This window comes from Streptomyces sp. NPDC025273 (assembly GCF_040638585.1).
In the GTDB taxonomy this organism is placed as follows: domain Bacteria; phylum Actinomycetota; class Actinomycetes; order Streptomycetales; family Streptomycetaceae; genus Streptomyces; species Streptomyces cinereorectus.
This window is the reverse complement of the sequence record NZ_JBEZYP010000013.1, coordinates 126,507-143,905: the sequence shown is the minus strand read 5'-3', so window position 1 is coordinate 143,905 and position 17,399 is coordinate 126,507. Positions and strand designations below refer to the sequence as shown.

The following is a 17,399-nucleotide window of genomic DNA, read 5'->3' as shown; positions in this document are numbered from 1 at the left end:
TCGTCGCGTCCTGATGCCGCGGACCCCGCACCTCCTGGAACGGGGGTGAGCAGCCGCGAAGGGGCCTCACCGCCGTCAGCCGGCGGCCGTCTCCGACCTGTCGCCGCCCCAGAGCGTGTGGAACGAGCCCTCACGGTCGGTACGCCGGTAGGTGTGCGCCCCGAAGAAGTCCCGCTGGCCCTGGGTGAGGGCCGCGGGCAGCCGGTCCGCACGCAGGCCGTCGTAGTACGAGAGCGCGGCGGCGAAGCCGGGAGTCGGCACCCCCTGCCGCACGGCCTCGGCGATCACGCTGCGCCAGTCGTCCTGCGCCGCCCCGATCTCCTGGGCGAACTGCTGGTCGGAGAGGAGGCCCGGCAGGTCCGGCCGGCTGTCGTACGCCGCCCTGATCCGGTCCAGGAACGCGGCGCGGATGATGCACCCGGCCCGCCAGACGGCCGCTACCGACCCGAGGCCGATGCCCCAGTCGTACGCCTCGCTGCCGGCCCGGATCTGGTGGAAGCCCTGGGTGTACGACACGATCTTGGACGCGTAGAGCGCCTGCTCCACCCGGTCGGCGAAGGCCGCGGCCTCGTCCTTGCCGAGCGGCACGGCCGACGGTCCCGGCAGGCCGCGGGCGGCCTCCCGCAGCTCCGCGTGCCCGGACAGGGAGCGCGCGAAGACGGCCTCGGCGATCCCTGACACCGGCACGCCCAGGTCGAGCGCGATCTGCACCGTCCAGCGGCCGGTGCCCTTCTGCTCCGCCCGGTCCTGCACGATGTCGACGAAGGGCCTGCCGGTGGCCGCGTCCTGGTGGGCGAGCACCTCCGCGGTGATCTCGATCAGGTAGGAGTCGAGCCTCCCGGTGTTCCAGCCGCGGAAGGTCTCGGCGATCTGCGCGGGGGAGTAACCGGCGACCGACCGCAGCAGGTCGTACGCCTCCGCGATGAGCTGCATGTCCGCGTACTCGATGCCGTTGTGGACCATTTTCACGAAGTGGCCCGCGGCGTCCGGCCCGATGTGGGTGGCGCAGGGGGTGCCGTCCTTCGCCTTCGCGGCGATCCTCTCCAGCATCGGGCCCAGCGAGGCGTACGACTCCTCGGAGCCGCCCGGCATGATGCTCGGCCCGTTCAGCGCGCCTTCCTCGCCCCCCGAGATGCCCACGCCGACGAAGTGGATCCCGCGCCCGCGCAGCTCCTTCTCGCGGCGCCGGGTGTCCTCGAAGTGGGCGTTGCCACCGTCGATGATGACGTCGCCCTCCTCCAGGAGCGGCGCGAACCCCGTGATCACGGCGTCGGTCGGCTCGCCCGCCTTCACCATGACGATCAGGCGGCGGGGGCGCTCCAGGGCGGCGACGAACTCCTGCGGGGAGTGCGCGGCGACGAAGGTGCCCTCGTCGCCGAACTCCTCGACCAGGGCGTCGGTCCTCGCGGTGGTGCGGTTGTGCACGGCGACGGTGAAGCCGTTGCGGGCGAAGTTCCGGGCCAGGTTGCGGCCCATCACCGCGAGTCCTGTGACGCCGATCTGCGCAGTGCCGCTCATCTGTGTGCTCCTGCAATCTGTTCGGGGGTGACGGAGGGTGACCGGTCAGGGGCGCGGGTGCCGCCGGCGGTGCGTTCAGTACGAGGCTTCTTCCCCGAAGAAGTCCTCCTCCTCGGGGATCACGTGCATCGCCGCCTCCTCGGCGGATGCGGCCGCACCGTCGATCCCGACGTCCTGGGCGGTCAGCGTGGCCGGAACATGGCCGTCGCCACCCTGTGTGAGCCGCCCGGCCCGGTCGGTGCCCACTTCCGTGTCGTAGAGCTCCCCGTCGCCGTCCACCAGATCCCCCGGTCCGTCGGCGGATCCGACGGTCTCGGGAACCTCCCTGGTCAGACGGCTGTCCAGGGACTCACCTGTGTGCTGTTCCGATGCGGTGGTGCCTTCGTCGTCGACCGCCCACGGCCGGTCGGGCGGGGAGTAGCCCTCGTCCAGGACATCGGTGATCCCGGTGGTGTCCAGGGTGTCCTCCACGTCGAGCAGGTCGGCGGGGTCCGAGGCCTCCGGTTCCTGAGGCTGGTAGACGTCGTCCCCCCGGTCGGTGTCGGTCATGGCGTGTCCCTTCGGTCCGGGGTGGATGGGTCGCCGCCGCGTCGCGGGGTGCCGGGGTTGGTCGCGCCCTTTCCGGGTCCCTGTATGCAATTCCACTCCGGTCCTGCCGGGGGCGCAACGGAAGGAGGCTCCCGATGGTTGTGACGGAGTTTTAGATGACAATGAAAATGATTATCGATAGCGTGTCTCCGGTCGGGCCGGGCAACCCCCTCCGAGGGGGTGACCTCTGCCTGCCCGCATTCCCAACGGCACTGTGAGAAGGGGGAGCTCGTGGCTCACCTGTTGGTGGTCGAGAGCTGGGTCGGATCGATGAGCAGGCTGCTGCCCCGGGCCCTGGGGGAGGGGGGCCATCACTTCACCTTCCTCACCCGTGACCTGCAGCACTACCTGCGCTCCGCACCCGAGGGAACGGACCATCCGCTGCTCACCGCCCGCAATGTCGTCACGGCGCCGACGAACGACGTCGACACGCTCCTTCCGCAGGCCGAGCGGCTGCACGCGGCGCTCCGCTTCGACGGAGTGATCACCTCCTGCGACTACTACCTGCCGACGGCCGCCCGCATCGCCGCCCGGCTCGGCCTGCCGGGCCCCGCGGCCGAAGCGATGGAGAACGCCTGCCGCAAGGACGCGACCCGCCGCATCCTGGACGCCGCAGGGCTTCCCGGGCCCCGCTTCGCGGTCTGTACGGACGCGGTCGCCGCCGCCGAGGCCGCCCAGGACATCGGCTACCCGCTGGTGGTCAAGCCGGTCGACCTCTGCGCGGGCATGCTCGTACGGCGCGTGGACGACCGGGACGCACTGGTCGCGGCCTGCGAGGCCCTCGCGGCCTTCCCCGTGAACGCCCGCGGCCAGCGGCGCACTGCGCACATCCTGCTGGAGGAGTTCCTCCAGGGGCCCGAGGTGAGCGTCGAAACCGTGTCGTACGCGGGCACCACCCATGTCGTCGGAGTGACCGACAAGAGTGTCGGAGGGGCGCCCGCCTTCGTCGAGACCGGGCACATGTTCCCGGCCGCCCTCGCCCCGGACGACCTCGCGGCCGCCGCGGCGACCGCCGTGCGGGCGGTGACCGCCCTCGGGCTCGACGACGTCGTGGCGCACACCGAGATCAAGCTGACCGCCGAAGGGCCCCGCGTGGTGGAGGTCAACCCGCGCCCCGCGGGCAACCGCATCACCGAGCTGGTCCGCCACGTCACCGGGATCGACCTTGCCGCGGCCTGCGTCGACGTGGCCCTCGGCCGGGCACCCGACCTCCGGCGGCGCGACACCGGACTGCGCAGCGCCGCCATCGGGTTCCTCGTCCCCGACACCCCGGGCACCCTCGTGTCCGTCGAGGGCGCCGCCGGGATGCGGGACGCCGACGGCGTGCTCGAGGTCCAGCTGGCCGAGCCCGGACGGAAGGTCGAGGCGGCGGACAGCAACAACGCCTACCTGGGACACATCATGGCCGGCGACGCCACCGGGCTGGGCGCCCGGGACCGCGTCGAGTCGCTGCTCGCTGCGGTGCGCCCCCGGCTGGTGCTGTCGTGAACGCCGCCCCGCGCACGGACGCCCCCACCTTCGACGGGCTCGTGGACCGGGCCCTGGCGGGGGAGCTGGGCCCCGACCCGCGTACCCGCCGCATCGCCGTCGCCTTCACGACGTCCCAGGCCGTACGGCACGACGGGCGGAGCGGCGGATACCGCAACGAGGTCCTCAGCCTCCGCCTCGACCGGGCCGTCGGCTCCTGTTCCGTCGAACCCGGCTCCCTGCCCGGCGGGACGGTCGAGGACTGCGCCGGAGCCGACGTGGCCGGGCTCCTCGCCCATCCGCTGACGGCGGTGCGGGTCGCGGCGCTGGACGCTTATCTGATGGACGTACGGCCCCACACCCCGGCCCACGGGGCGGAGCCGGTGACCGTGCCCGCGGGCACCTCGCTGGAGCGCTCCCGGGCGCGGGCGGCGGCCGTCGTCGACCTGCTGGACACAGTCGCGCCCGGCGGCACCGTCCTCGTCGTCGGAGTCGTGAACTCCCTCCTGGCCGAGCTGCGTTCGCGCGGTCTCACCGGCCTTCCGTGCGACCTGAAGGGCGGCACCACCGAGTGGGGCGAAGCCGTCGGCACGGACGCCCTGGCGGAGATCGGGCGCTGCGACGCCGTGCTGGCCTCCGGCATGACGCTCGGCAACGGGACCTTCGATCCGCTGCGGCAGCACGCCCTGGAGCACGGCAAACCCCTGGTCATGTTCGCCCAGACCGGCAGCGCGGTGCTGCCCCGCTTCCTCGGCTCCGGGGTGAGTGCCGTGTGCGCGGAGCCCTACCCCTTCTTCTGGCTCGACGGCGGACCCGGCACCATCCACCGCTACCGCGCGGACGACGGAGGCACCTCGTGACCACCGCATCGCCGCACACACTCGCCCCCAACCGCGAACTCCTCGCGCTGCTCGGCCGCACACCACTGGCCAGGATCACGACCGGACTCCCCGGCCCCCACCCCGGCTTCTGGGCGAAGCTGGAAGGCCACGCCGTCGGCGGCATGAAGGCGCGGGCCGCGGTGTCCATGCTCCTGGGCGCCGAGGAACGCGGCGAACTGCTCCCCGGGGCACCGGTGGTGGAGTCGACCTCCGGCACCCTCGGCATAGGGCTCGCCTTCGCCGGGCAGGCCCTCGGCCACCCGGTCGTCCTGGTCGGCGACAGCGAACTGGAGCCCTCCATGCGCCAGTTGCTGCGCGCGTACGGGGCCCGGCTGGAGCTCGTCGACCGCCCGGCACGCCTGGGCGGCTGGCAGGGCGCCCGCCTGGAACGGCTACGCGACCTGCTCGGCCGGCTCCCCGGCGCGTACTGGCCCGACCAGTACAACAACCCCGACAACACCGCCGGATACGCCTCGCTCGCTGCCGAACTGGCCACCCAGCTCGACCACCTGGACATCCTCGTGTGCAGCGTCGGCACCGGCGGACACAGCGCCGGAATCGCCGGACCGCTGCGCAGGCACTGGCCGGCGCTGCGCCTGATCGCCGTCGACTCCACCGGCTCCACCATCTTCGGGCAGCCCGCCGCCCCCCGGCTGATGCGCGGACTCGGCAGCAGCATCCACCCGCGCAACGTCGCCTACGACGCCTTCGACGAGGTGCACTGGATCGGTCCGGCCGAGGCCGCCGACGCCTGCCGGCGCCTCGCCCGGGGCAACTTCGTCAGCGGAGGCTGGAGCACCGGCGCCGTCGCACGCGTCGCCGCGTGGGCCGCCCGCACCCATCCCGGAGCCGCCGTCGCCACGGTCTTCCCCGACGGACCGCACCGCTATCTCGGCACGGTCTACGACGACGACTTCGCCACCGCCCACGGGCTGGAACCGCACCTCGCGGCGACCCAGCCCGTCGACCTCGCGCACCCGCGCGCCGCGCAGGCCGGCGGCTGGGCCAGGTGCACGGCCGTCACCGACCCGCTCGCAGAACGTCCGGAGAGGCAGCCGTGAAGGTCACCCAGCACACCGTGCGGCTCGTCCTCGCCGAGCCGCTGCGCATCTCCCGCTCGACCATGGCGGCCCGCGACGCCGTGCGGCTGACCCTCGCGCACGAAGGAATGAGCGGGCACGGTGAGGCCGTCACCAGCGTCTTCTACGGCCTCGACACCCCGACCCTGCAACGGCTCGTCGCCGGGGCCGCCGAGCGGCTCGCCCGCTTTCCCGGACCGGAGACCGCACTGCACGCCCTGCGCGTCGGCGAACTCACCGCCCCGGACACCCCCGCCGCGGTCATCGCCGCCGTCGAGGCGGCGCTCCTCGACCTGGTCGGCAAGCGCACCGCCACCGCCGTCCACCGCTTCCTCGGTTCCCCCGAGGCACCACGGGTCGCCACCGCCCGCACCATCTCGCTCACCTCCCCCGGCCGGGCGGCCGCCCACGCCCGCCGGCTGGCCGACGCGGGATTCTCCGTCATCAAGATCAAGGCGGGAGACCAGGACGAGGAGGGAGACCTGGACCGGGTGCGCGCCGTCCGCGCGGCGGCACCGGCCGCCCGGCTCCTCCTCGACCCCAACGGGGCCTGGTCCGCCGGACAGGCGCGCGCGCTGCTGCCCCGGTTCGCCGAACTGGGCGTCGAGGCCGTGGAACAGCCCCTCGCGCCCGGCGACCCGGAGGCCCTCGCACGCCTCGCGGCCCGCTCGCCCCTGCCCGTGATCGCGGACGAGGACGCCGTCACCTACGAGGACGCGCGCCGACTGGCGGGACGCGTCCACGGGATCAACGTCAAACTCGCCAAGTGCGGCGGCGTCCACGCCGCCCTGCGGATCGCCGCCCTGATCGAGGGCAGCGGGACCGACCTGATGCTCGGCTGCCTGACGGCCAGCACCCTCGGCATCGCCCCGGCCGTCCATATCGCCGGCCGCGCCCGGTGGACCGACCTCGACGGGCACCTCCTGCTCGCCCACGACCCCTGGACCGGCATCGGCGGCAGCGACGGCTTCGTCGGGGCGTCCGCGCAGCCGGGACTGGGCGTACGGCCCCGCGCCGAGACGGCCGAACCCCGTGCCGCCGGGACCGCCGGCCCCCGGGACGTGGCGTCATGAGGACCTGGCACGAAATCCGCAGCTTCCCGCTCGCCATCCGCCTCCTGCTGGTCAACCAACTCGGCGTCAACACCGGCTTCTACCTGCTCATCCCCTACCTCGCCACCCACCTCGGCGACGATCTGGGCATGTCGGCCGCCGTCGTCGGCATCGTGCTCGGCGTACGCAACCTGAGCCAGCAGGGCCTCTTCCTCATAGGCGGCTCGGCCGCGGACCGGCTCGGGGCCCGCGGCGTCATCATCGCCGGCTGCGCGATACGCACCGTCGGATTCGCCCTGTTCGCGCTCGGCGACGGACTGCCGGTCCTGCTCGCCGCGTCCGTGCTCAGCGGAGTGGCCGGGGCCCTGTTCAACCCCGCCGTCCGCACCTACCTCGCCCAGGAGGCGGGGGAGGAGCGCAGGGCCGAGGCATTCGCGCTCTTCAACGTCTTCGCGACCACCGGCGCCCTCATCGGCCCGCTCCTGGGCAGTGCCCTGCTCCTCGTCGACTTCCGCGCCTCCGCACTCACCGCAGCCGCGATCTTCGCCGTCCTCACCGTCGCCCAGACCCTGGCGCTCCCCGCCCGCGACGTGCCACCGGCCAGGAGCACGGTCGTCGCGGACTGGCGGGAGGTCGTCGGCAACCGCGCCTTCGTCGCCTTCGCGCTGGTCATGGTCGGCATGTTCACGCTCGAGAACCAGCTCTACCTGCTGCTGCCCGACGGAGCCCGGCAGGCCACCGGCTGGGACGGCGCGGCCGGCCTCGTCTTCCTCGTCGGCACGCTCGCCGGCCTCACCCTGCAACTGCGCCTCACCCGCGCCCTCAAGAAGCGCGGCAGCCGGGCCCGATGGATCGCCGCCGGACTGGCCCTGATGGCGCTGGCCTTCGGGCCGCCCATGCTGACGGCCGGGACCGCCGCACCCCCGGACGGGCCCGTGGACGCCGTGCTGCGCGCCCTGCCCGTACTGGCCGGAGCCCTCCTGCTCCACCTCGGGATCATGACCGCGCAGCCGTTCGTCATGGAACTGATCCCCGGCTTCGGCCGGTCCGAGCTGACGGGCACGTACTTCGGGATCTTCTACGCGATGTCCGGCATCGCGGCCGCCGTCGGCAACACGGCCGTCGGCTGGGCCATGGACGCGGCACAGCGCGGCGGGGCGGGCAACGCCGTCGTGCTCCTGCCCTGGGCCTGCTGCCTGTTCCTCGGACTCGCCTCCGCGGGCGGAGTGGCCTGGCTGCACCGGATCGGCACCCTGCCCCCGGCCCGCCGCACACCCGTGCCGGTGACGGCATGAAGGGCCGGCAGGGAAACCTGCTCACCGATCGTCCGGAGCTGTACGAGGCCCGCTTCCCCGACCCCGCACGGCTCGCCGCACGCTGGGCCGAGGACTGCCTGCGACGCCACGGGGCCGGCCCCGCGGTCCTGGACCTCGGCTGCGGCACCGGCCGCGACGCCGCGTACCTCCACCGGGCCGGACGCCGTGTCACAGGCGCCGACCTCTCCGGGACGATGCTCGCCCACGCCCGCGTCCACCACCCCGGTCCGGTCTACGCCCGGGCCGATCTCAGTGGGTTCGATTTCGGACAGCGGGCCTTCGACGCCGTGGTGTGCCTCGACAGTTCGCTGTTGTACTGCCACACGAACGAGCAGCTCGACGGATTCCTGACGTCCTGCCGCCGCGCCCTGGTGCCCGGCGGTCTGCTGGTCGCGGAGATGCGCAACGGCGCGTACTTCCTCGGCCGGGACGAACCTCCCACCACCCCCGCCGTCTCCGCGTTCACCTGGCACGGCACCACGTACTGCTCGACCACCGCCCTCCACCTGGACCGCGGCGCCCAACTCCTGCTGCGCACCCGCAGCTGGGAGGCGGACGACGGCACCCCGCCCGTCGAGGAGCGGTCCGCGTGGCGGCTGCTGTTCCCCCAGGAACTGCGCCACTTCCTCACTTCCCACGGCTTCGAGGTCCTCGGTCTGTACGACGGCCCGGGGCCGCGCACCGAACCACCGTGGCAGCCCGGCTCCGAGCCCGGCAGCGCGGCCGACGGCGACCGGCTTCATCTCGTGGCCCGGTCCACTCATCAACAGGAGATCACCTGTGTCCGACCCGACTGACTCGTCGACGCGTTTCCCCGGCCTGCGCAGACGCGGCTTCCTCGCGGCCGCAGGAGGCGCGGCCGGCCTCGGCGCGCTCGCGCTCGCCGGATGCGCCGGCGAGCGCCCGGCCGCGAGCGGCACCGGCAAGGGCGACGGCACCCCGCGGCGCGGCGGACGGCTGCGCGCCGCGTTCGCCGGAGGGGGCGCGAGCGAGACCCTCGACCCGCACCTGGGCAACCTGTTCGCCGACGCCGCCCGGAGCAAGGCCCTCTTCGACAAGCTCGCCGACTACGCCGCCGACCTGTCCGCCAAGCCGCGGCTGGCCGAGAAGTGGGAGCCGAACGCCGCGCTCGACCGCTGGACGGTCACCCTGCGGCAGGCCGACTTCCACGACGGGAGGCCGGTCACCGCGGCCGACGTCCTGTACAGCTACCGCCGCATCGCCGACCCGCGGAAGGCGTATCGCGCCCGCGCGTCCCTGGAACCCATCGACCTGTCGGCCAGCCGGGCCACCGGGACGCGGACCGTGGAGTTCGTACTCAAGCGACCGACGGCCGAATTCCCCAACGTACTCGCCGCGTTCGGCACCTACATCGTTCCGGAGGGCGCCACCGACTTCGACCGGAAGCCGGTCGGCTCGGGACCGTTCCGCTTCGTCTCCTTCGCCCCCGGCCGCTCCACCGTCCTGCGGCGCTACGAGGACCACTGGGACGGAGCCCCCCACCTCGACGAGCTCGAATTCGTCGTCGCCAACGAGGAGTCCGCCCGCATCAACGCCCTCCTCGGCGGCCAGGTCGAGTACGCGCACGAGCTCAACCCCGCCACCGGCCGCGCCCACGAGAAGGCCGGCAGCATCGAGATCGTCCGGCTCCGGAACAGCGCCATGCAGGCCTTCGCCATGAAGACGGACCGGCCGCCCTTCGACGACCCCCTGGTCCGCGAGGCCTTCTTCCACATCGCCGGACGCAAGGAACTCGTGGACGGCGCCCTCTCCGGCGCGGGAGAGATCGGCAACGACCTCTTCGGCAAGGGGTACGAGTACTACGCGGACGAACTCCCGCAGCGTGAACAGGACATCGACCGCGCCCGCCACCTGCTCAAGCAGGCCGGGGCGGAAGGTCTGAAGGTCACCCTGGACACCTCCGCCGTCGCCGCGGGCTTCACCGAGGCCGCCGGGATCTTCCGCGACCAGGCGGCACGCGCCGGGGTCACCGTCAGCGTGCGGATGGGCAGCAAGGACTCCTACTGGAAGGACATCCTCGACTCCGGCACCCTGTGCTGCTACCGGTCCGGAGCCATGCCCATCGAGTCGCACATCTCCCAGCGGCTCCTCACCGACTCCACCACCAACGCCACCAAATGGCAGGACAAGAGCTTCGACACGCTCTACCAGCAGGCCCAGTCCACCAAGGACAGGACCGAGCGGGGCGCGCTCTACGGGCGGATGCAGCGCCGGCTGCACGCCGAGGGCGGGTTCCTCGTCTGGGGCTTCGGGGACTGGATCCTGGGCATCGCACCCTCCGTACGGGGCGTGGCACGCGAGGCACCCGCCAACACCCTGGACTGGGCGCGCTTCGACAAGGTCTGGCTGGCGTGAACGGACTGCGTTCCTGGATCGCCCGGCGGCTGCTCCTCGGCGTGGCGCAGACCGTGGCCGTCGTGCTGCTGGTCTTCGCGCTCACCGAGGCGCTGCCGGGCGACGCCGCCGTGGCCTTCGCCGGTGACCAGCCCGACCCGGAACGCATCGCGGCCGTCCGCGAGGCGATGGGACTCGACCGGCCCGCCCACGTCCGGCTCGGCGAGTGGGTCACGGGGCTGCTGCACGGCGACTTCGGGACCTCCCTCACCTCGGGGCGGCCCGTGTCCGGCTTCCTCGCGGACGGTTTCGGGCCCACCCTGCTCCTCGCGACCGTCACCGTGCTGCTCCTGGTCCCCGTGGGCGTCGGCCTCGGTGTCCTCGCCGCCCGCCGCGAAGGGCGCCTCACGGACCGGCTGATCAGCTCGGCGACCCTCGGTGTCTACGCGGTCCCCGAATTCGCCCTCGGGGTCCTGCTGGTGACCGTCTTCGCGCTGCGGCTCGGCTGGTTCCCGCCGACCGCGGTCGGCTACGGCACCGACCTGCTCGCCCACCCGGCCGCACTCGTCCTGCCCGTCCTGGTGCTGCTCGCCCGGCCGGTCTGCTCGCTCGCACGGCTGGTGCGGGCCGGAATGATCGACGCGCTCGCCGCCCCGTACACCGCCCAGGCCGAGCGATACCACATCCCCGGCGCCCGCATCCGGTACGCGCACGCGCTGCCCAACGCCCTCGCTCCCGCAACCCAGCAGCTCGCCCGCACCATCGACTGGCTGCTGTGCGGCGTCATCGTCGTGGAGGCCCTCTACGTGATCCCCGGACTCGGCACCGTCCTCATGAACGCCGTGGCCGACCGCGACATCCCCGTGGTGCAGGGGCTGGCCGTGGTCTTCGGCGTCGCCACCGTCGTCCTCAACCTCGGCGCCGACCTCGTCACCCACCGCCTCGCGCCGAGGTCGGAGGTGGCGGCGTGAAGCGGCCGGGGAGGTACGCGCTCGGGGCGGCCGTCGCCGGGGTGCCGCTGGGCCTCGCCGTACTCGGGCCGTTCCTCGTGGGCGAGCCCACGGCCCGCGCCGCCTCCTTCACCCTAGGCAGCGGCCACTGGCTCGGCACGGACTTCGTCGGCCGCGACGTCCTGGACCAGGTGCTGCTCGGAGGCCGGCCAGTTGTCCTGGTCGCGCTCGCCGCCACGGCCCTCGCCTATCTCGTCGCCCTGCCGGTCGGGCTGATCAGCGCCCTCACCCACCGCAGGTGGCTGGAGGAATCCCTGATGCGTCCGCTGGACGTGCTGCTCGCCGTGCCCTCGCTGCTCATGCTCCTGCTCGTCGCGGCGGCCTTTCCGCCCGGTGCCGTCGGACTCGCCCTGCTGGTCGCCTTCGTCTCCGTCCCGGACGCCGCCCGCATCGTGCGCGCGGCCGCCGCGGAGGCCGGCTCCCGGCCCGCCGTGGAGGCGCTGCGGATGCAGGGGGAGAGCTGGTGGCGGCTGGCCGTCGGCTACGTCGGGCGGTCCATCCTGCGGACCCTGGCCGCCGACGCGGGGATCCGGCTGACCGGAGTGCTCTACCTGGTCGCCACCGCCGCGTTCCTCGGCATCGGGGTCGCCCCGGACGCCGCCGACTGGGCCGTGATGGTGGACCGCAACAGGACCGGGCTGTTCATCCAGCCCTGGGCGGTCGTCGTCCCCGCCCTCCTCATCGTCGCGCTGACCATGGGCAGCAACCTGCTCGTGGACGCCGCCATGGAGGAGCGCGCCGCCGGCGCCCGCGCCCCGAGCGACCGCACCACGGGCCACCGCGTCCGGAGCGAACCCGACCCCAGCACCCCCACCCCGCCCCGGAAGGGCCGACGCCCATGACCCAGGACCCCGTGCTCGCCGACATCACCGGGCTGACCGTCGAGGTCGGCGGACAGGTGCTCGTCGACCGGGTCAGCCTCCGCATCCGGCCCGGCACCGTCACCGCACTCGTCGGCGCGTCCGGCAGCGGCAAGACGACCACCGGTCTCGCCCTGCTCGGCGAGTACCCCGCCGGAGCCCGGGTCACGGGGGAGGTGACGGTCCACGACACGCGGATCGGCTACATCCCCCAGCACCCCGCGGCCGTACTCAACCCGGCCCGCCGCATCGGCGCCCTGCTGTTCGACATGGCGCGGCAGCAGGTGCGCGACCTGCCCCGCTCCCGCCGTCGAGCCGCGGCGCGACAGCGCGTGACCGAAGCGCTCACCGACGCCCAGCTCCCCGACGCTGACCTGCTGCTGCGCAGGTACCCGCACCAGCTGTCCGGCGGCCAGCAGCAGCGCGTCGTCCTCGCGCAGGCCCTCCTGCTCGGCGCCCGCGTCATCGTGGCGGACGAGCCCACGACCGGGCAGGACACCCTGACCAAACGCCGCATCGTCGACCAGCTGGCAGCGGTGGCCGGCCGGGGCATCGCCGTGCTGCTGCTCAGCCACGACCTCGACGTCGTACGTGAACTCGCCGACGAGGTGCTCGTGATGCGCGGCGGCCGGGTGGTGGAGCACGGTCCCGTACACCAGGTGCTCGACGAGCCTGTCCACCCCTGGACCCAGGAGCTCCTCGCCGAGCCCCGGACCGTGCCGTACGTGGAGCACGGCGGAGCCGGTCCGCAGGTGCTGCGCGTCGACCGGCTCGTCGCCCACCACCGGGCGGGCGGCACCCGCGTCCCGGTGCTGCGGGTCGCCGGGCTCACCCTCCGTACGGGTGAATGCCTCGCCGTCGTCGGACGCTCCGGCAGCGGCAAGACCACCCTCGCCCGCTGCCTCGCCGGACTCCACCGCGACCACCGGGGACAGGTGCTGCTCGACGGTGCGCCCCTGCCTCGCAGCCTGCGCGACCGGAGCCGCGAGCAGCTCGCGGCCGTGCAGTACGTCTTCCAGGACGCCCGGTCCGCCTTCGACGAGCACCGGCCCGTCCTGGACCAGGTGGCGCGCACAGCGGTACGGCTGCGCGGCGCCGGCCGTGAGGAAGCGACGGCGGAGGCCCGGCAGACCCTGGCGGACCTCGGCCTGGGCGACGACCTCGTACGCAGGCTTCCCGCCCGGCTGTCCGGCGGCGAACTCCAGCGTGCCGCCCTCGCCCGTGCCCTCCTGGCCCGCCCCCGGGTCCTGGTGTGCGACGAGATCACCTCCGGGCTCGACCCGGTCACCCGGCGTTCCCTGCTGGACCTGCTCGCCGTACTGGTCCGGCAGCGGGACGGGCTCTGTGTCGTGCTGATCACGCACGACCTGGACACCGCCGCCCAGGCCACACGCATCGCCGTGCTGGACGGCGGCGAGGTGGTGGAACAGGGGGACAGGGAGCAGATCCTGACCGCTCCGGAGCACTCGTTCACCGTCTCCCTGCTCAGGGCGTCCGCCCGCTGGGGAGCCGCCGTACGACCCTGAAGCGGAACCGGACCACCCCACCGGACGTACACTCGGCCCCATGGGTCGCATCGGTGTCATCGGAACGTGCCTGCACCAGGCCGTCCTCGGCGCGCCCGCGAACTGCCGCATCGCCCCGCACGGGCACGGCTAGCGTTCTTCGGCGGTCCCTGACCGGGGCACGGCCCCGTCGCACTGCTCCCGCCACGCGTACCGCCCAGCGCGCAGCACCTCACCCATCGCACGCGCTCCACTTCACCACCGCAGCCCCGGCGCACGCCGTCGCTGCGCTCCGGCGACGGCCGCCCGCGGCCCGAGCCCTTCGAAGGGATCATCTTGAAGCTGAGCGAGCTGCTGGCCGGGGAGGCCCACCACATCCTCCAGGGCGACCCGGACACGACCGTGATCACCGCGGGGACGACCTTCGACGCGGACCGGGTCGTGCCGGGATCCGTGTTCATCGCGGTGCCCGGGCACGTGGAGGGCGGACCCGGCGCGGTGGCCCCGGCCGTCGCCAGGGGCGCGGCCGCGGTCGTCGTGGACGACAGCTGCGTGCTGCCCACGATGGAGGGGGACGTCTGTGTCGTGCGCGTACCGGACACCCGTACGGCGGCCGCGGTCGTCGCCTCGCGCTACTTCGGCGAGCCGGGCCGGCAGATGGACATGGTGGCCATCACCGGCACCAACGGGAAGACCTCGGTCTCGTACATGGTCGAGTCCGTGCTGCGGATCTCCGAGGGTGCGCGGGCCGGGGTGATCGGCACGGCCGGCAGCCGGATCGGCGACGAGCTGATCCCGATGCCGCAGTCGGTGCTGACCACGCCGGAATCGCCCGACCTGCAGTACCTGTTGGGGTGCATGCGTGACCGCGGCGTGGGCAGCGTGGTCCTGGAGGCCACGTCGATGGGTCTGCTGACGCACCGGGTGGACCGCACCTTCGTCGACGTGGGGGTCTTCACCAACCTGAGCCAGGACCACCTGGACGACCACGGCACGATGGAGCACTACCGCGACGCGAAGCTGCGGCTCTTCCAGGGGCTCTGCCGGCGCGCCGTGGTCAACGCCGACGATCCGGTGGGCGCCTCCATCGAGGCGATGATGCCCGGCGCGGTGACCACGTACGCCCTCGACACCGAAGCCGACTACCGGGCCACCGACCTGATCGTGGACGCCTCGGGTACCCGGTTCACCCTGCACCACGACGGCCGCAAGTACCCGGCGGCCATCCCCTCACCGGGCAGGTTCTCGGTGGCCAACGCCCTCGCCACGGTCGCGGCCTGCCACCTCCTTGGACACGACCTGGCCGGGCTGGTCGCCGCACTCGAACGGATGCCGCAGATCCCGGGCAGGTTCGAACGCCTGACGACGGCGCAGGGCACCTCGGTGATCGTGGACTACGCGCACTCCCCGGACTCCCTGAACAAGGTCCTCAGCACCATCCGGGGTTTCGCACGGGCCCGGGTCATCACCGTCTTCGGCTGCGGAGGGGACAGGGACACCACCAAGCGGGCCGAGATGGGAACGATCGCCGGCACCCACTCCGACCTGTGCGTCCTCACGTCGGACAACCCCCGTCACGAGGACCCCGAGGCCATCCTGGACGAGGTCGCACCAGGCATCGAGGCGACCGGCACCCCGTTCGAGCGATGCGCCGACCGCCGCCAGGCCATCAGCTTCGCCCTGTCCGAGGCAGGTCCGGACGACATCGTGCTGATCGCCGGCAAGGGCAGCGAACCGCACCAGATCGTCGGCGACGAGCTGCTTCCGTTCAGCGACATGGCCACCGTGCGTGAATGCGCCCGGTCCAAGGGCCTGCTGTAGGTCCCGCCGGGGCGCATGCACCCCCATTCCCCAGCATCTGCTGCTGGTGGCCCGCCGCACGGTCCTTGCCGGCCCGGATCCCGTATCCACGGCGAACGACCGCACGAATGTGGCTCCTGGCGGGCAGCGCCCGCGCCGCGGGAACTGCCGGTCCCCGATTCACATCGGATGTGCGTCGGCGGACGCGATTTTGGTGTTGGCCAGGACCGGACGCCTGGTGAAAGGCTGACACCGCGCCGCCCGAAGGGTGGTGGAAGGCGAGACGGGGGAGCGCGGATGACGGTGTTCAGGCCGAGGCCGGGAGCGGTCCGGGGACGGCGGACCGCACGCGACCCCGCAGTCGTCGTGCTGCGCGGAATCCCGTACGCCGCACCGCCGTTCGGCGCCCGCCGGTTCCGGGCCCCGCGTCCTGCCGCCGCCTGGGACGGCATCCGGGACTGCGTCGCGTTCGGACCCGTCGCCCCGCAGTCGGCCGACCTGCCTGGAGCACCGGGCTGGTCACCCGGCGACGAGGACGTCCTCAGCCTCAACATCTGGACCCCGGGCGGAGCCGGCGACGCGCTTCCGGTGCTCGTCTGGATCCACGGCGGCGCCTACGTCTTCGGCTCCTCCGCGCAGCCCGACTTCGACGGCACCGCCCTGGCCGGCCAGGGGCTCGTGGTCGTCACGCTCAACTACCGCCTCGGTTTCGAGGGGTTCGGCCACGTCCCGCCCGGCGCCGGCGGGGAGTCCTGTCCGGAGAACCGGGGCCTGCTCGACCAGATCGCCGCCCTGGAGTGGGTGCGGGACCACATCGCCGCGTTCGGCGGGGCCGCCGACAACGTCACCGTGGCCGGACAGTCCTCCGGAGCGACAGCGGTGGCCTGCCTGATGGCGATGGACCGGGCCCGCGGCCTGTTCCGCCGCGCCATCGCCCACAGCGCCGTGAACTCCTGCGCCTCGCCGGAATCCGCCGCCCGCACGACAGGGGAGGTGGCTGCCGCGGCGGGCGTGCCGGCCACGTACGACGGCCTGCTCTCCGCCTCCCCGGGCGCCCTCGTCGAGGCCTCGGACGCCGTGGCCGACGGCTACCGCCGCGACCCCGCATCGGGACAGCGCCACTACGATCCGGCCATCTACGGACCCGTGGCGGGCGGCGACACGCTTCCCCTGGACCCGCTCACGGCATGTGCCGGCCGCCGCGCGGCCGATGTGGACCTGCTGGTCTGCCACACCACCGAGGAGTACTGGCTGATGGACGCCGTCGGCAGCAGCGCGAAGATCACCACGGAGGAGCGACTCGCTCTCTTCGCGGCGGACTTCCAGCTGCCGCCCGCGCTGCTGGACGCCTACCGCACGCTCATGCCCGGCGCTCCCGTACTCGATGTGTTCCTCGCCGTGTACGGGGACATGCTGTTCGGCGAGTACAGCAGCCGACTCGCCGAATCCCATGCGCGGGCCGGCGGCCGGGCCTTCCTGTCCCGGTTCGCCCGGCAGCGCGGTGGCTCGGGGGAGCAGGTCCGGGCCTGGCACTGCGCGGACATCCCGTTCGCCTTCGGCAACCTCGACGAAGAGAGCGTGCACTTCCTGACCGGAGGACCTCCGGCTCCTGACGACCACGACCTCTCGAAGCGCATGATGCGCGCCTGGGCCGAATTCGCCGCCACGGGCGATCCGGGCTGGCCGCCGGTCGGTGGTTCCACCGGTGCGGTGAGGGTCTGGGACACGGCCGGCGGAGACGCCGTGGGCGCGGAAGGGGCGTTCCGGGCGCCCTGGCGGGCCGCCGGACTCCCGTTGCCGGTGCCCTGACGGCCTGTCGGCAGCCCAGGCTACTGAGGGCGATCCTCCTCGGTGCCGACGCTCCCGCAGGCGCCCAGCAGCAGTGCGAGCGCACCGGCCAGGGCGCCGGTGAGCCCGGCTCTCAGCTGCCTACGGCATGATCCGGCCATTGCCTGTCCCTCACGGTGC

Annotated in this window: 14 protein-coding genes; 12 read left to right on the top strand and 2 right to left on the bottom strand. The window is 73.3% G+C overall.

What is annotated here, in order from left to right:
• Window positions 1-75 precede the first annotated feature (75 nt).
• Entirely contained in the window at window positions 76-1,518 is a 1,443-nt protein-coding gene (gene gndA / locus AB0F38_RS21830; protein ID WP_361895798.1) for an NADP-dependent phosphogluconate dehydrogenase, read from the bottom strand.
• A 75-nt stretch (window positions 1,519-1,593) separates the two neighbouring features.
• A complete protein-coding gene (locus AB0F38_RS21825) occupies window positions 1,594-2,067 on the bottom strand; it encodes a DUF5709 domain-containing protein (protein ID WP_361895795.1) in 474 nt (157 codons plus the stop codon).
• A 270-nt stretch (window positions 2,068-2,337) separates the two neighbouring features.
• Here AB0F38_RS21825 and AB0F38_RS21820 point away from each other — a divergent pair, with 270 nt between their 5' ends.
• The 12 genes from AB0F38_RS21820 (at window position 2,338) to AB0F38_RS21765 (ending at window position 17,240) form a co-directional block, all read left to right on the top strand.
• Complete coding sequence (locus tag AB0F38_RS21820; protein WP_361895792.1) at window positions 2,338-3,594, top strand: ATP-grasp domain-containing protein; 1,257 nt, start codon at window positions 2,338-2,340, stop codon at window positions 3,592-3,594.
• Window positions 3,591-4,433, top strand: coding sequence for a DUF364 domain-containing protein (locus tag AB0F38_RS21815; protein ID WP_361895789.1), 843 nt, complete (start codon window positions 3,591-3,593; stop codon window positions 4,431-4,433). Before AB0F38_RS21820 ends, AB0F38_RS21815 begins: the two co-directional genes overlap by 4 nt.
• Window positions 4,430-5,515: a pyridoxal-phosphate dependent enzyme gene (locus tag AB0F38_RS21810; RefSeq protein ID WP_361895786.1), complete on the top strand. Its 1,086-nt coding sequence runs from the start codon at window positions 4,430-4,432 to the stop codon at window positions 5,513-5,515. The genes AB0F38_RS21815 and AB0F38_RS21810 overlap by 4 nt, the downstream gene beginning before the upstream one ends.
• Window positions 5,512-6,606 carry an enolase C-terminal domain-like protein gene (locus AB0F38_RS21805; protein WP_361895783.1) on the top strand — a complete coding sequence of 365 codons (1,095 nt, stop codon included), beginning with the start codon at window positions 5,512-5,514 and terminating at the stop codon, window positions 6,604-6,606. Before AB0F38_RS21810 ends, AB0F38_RS21805 begins: the two co-directional genes overlap by 4 nt.
• Complete coding sequence (locus AB0F38_RS21800) at window positions 6,603-7,880, top strand: MFS transporter (protein ID WP_361895780.1); 1,278 nt, start codon at window positions 6,603-6,605, stop codon at window positions 7,878-7,880. The genes AB0F38_RS21805 and AB0F38_RS21800 overlap by 4 nt, the downstream gene beginning before the upstream one ends.
• On the top strand, window positions 7,877-8,698 hold the full coding sequence (locus AB0F38_RS21795; protein WP_361895777.1) for a class I SAM-dependent methyltransferase: 822 nt from the start codon (window positions 7,877-7,879) through the stop codon (window positions 8,696-8,698). Before AB0F38_RS21800 ends, AB0F38_RS21795 begins: the two co-directional genes overlap by 4 nt.
• The gene (locus tag AB0F38_RS21790; RefSeq protein WP_361895773.1) at window positions 8,682-10,277 is read left to right on the top strand and encodes an ABC transporter substrate-binding protein; all 1,596 of its coding nucleotides are present in this window, start codon (window positions 8,682-8,684) and stop codon (window positions 10,275-10,277) included. Before AB0F38_RS21795 ends, AB0F38_RS21790 begins: the two co-directional genes overlap by 17 nt.
• Window positions 10,274-11,227, top strand: a complete 954-nt coding sequence (locus AB0F38_RS21785) for an ABC transporter permease (protein ID WP_361895770.1) — start codon at window positions 10,274-10,276, stop codon at window positions 11,225-11,227. The genes AB0F38_RS21790 and AB0F38_RS21785 overlap by 4 nt, the downstream gene beginning before the upstream one ends.
• Entirely contained in the window at window positions 11,224-12,108 is an 885-nt protein-coding gene (locus AB0F38_RS21780; RefSeq protein ID WP_361895767.1) for an ABC transporter permease subunit, read from the top strand. The genes AB0F38_RS21785 and AB0F38_RS21780 overlap by 4 nt, the downstream gene beginning before the upstream one ends.
• The gene (locus AB0F38_RS21775) at window positions 12,105-13,652 is read left to right on the top strand and encodes an ATP-binding cassette domain-containing protein (RefSeq protein ID WP_361895764.1); all 1,548 of its coding nucleotides are present in this window, start codon (window positions 12,105-12,107) and stop codon (window positions 13,650-13,652) included. The genes AB0F38_RS21780 and AB0F38_RS21775 overlap by 4 nt, the downstream gene beginning before the upstream one ends.
• A 315-nt stretch (window positions 13,653-13,967) precedes the next feature.
• Window positions 13,968-15,452: a UDP-N-acetylmuramoyl-L-alanyl-D-glutamate--2,6-diaminopimelate ligase gene (locus AB0F38_RS21770; RefSeq protein WP_361895761.1), complete on the top strand. Its 1,485-nt coding sequence runs from the start codon at window positions 13,968-13,970 to the stop codon at window positions 15,450-15,452.
• A gap of 276 nt (window positions 15,453-15,728) precedes the next feature.
• A complete protein-coding gene (locus tag AB0F38_RS21765) occupies window positions 15,729-17,240 on the top strand; it encodes a carboxylesterase family protein (RefSeq protein WP_361895758.1) in 1,512 nt (503 codons plus the stop codon).
• The last annotated feature ends 159 nt before the right edge of the window (window positions 17,241-17,399 follow it).

What these genes read in the sequence shown, in the direction of transcription:
- AB0F38_RS21795 (WP_361895777.1), top strand. Translation starts at nt 7,877, where the DNA reads ATGAAGGGCCGGCAGGGAAACCTGCTCACCGATCGTCCGGAGCTGTAC.
- gndA (WP_361895798.1), bottom strand. Translation starts at nt 1,518, where the DNA reads ATGAGCGGCACTGCGCAGATCGGCGTCACAGGACTCGCGGTGATGGGC.
- AB0F38_RS21800 (WP_361895780.1), top strand. Translation starts at nt 6,603, where the DNA reads ATGAGGACCTGGCACGAAATCCGCAGCTTCCCGCTCGCCATCCGCCTC.
- AB0F38_RS21825 (WP_361895795.1), bottom strand. Translation starts at nt 2,067, where the DNA reads ATGACCGACACCGACCGGGGGGACGACGTCTACCAGCCTCAGGAACCG.
- AB0F38_RS21775 (WP_361895764.1), top strand. Translation starts at nt 12,105, where the DNA reads ATGACCCAGGACCCCGTGCTCGCCGACATCACCGGGCTGACCGTCGAG.
- AB0F38_RS21765 (WP_361895758.1), top strand. Translation starts at nt 15,729, where the DNA reads ATGACGGTGTTCAGGCCGAGGCCGGGAGCGGTCCGGGGACGGCGGACC.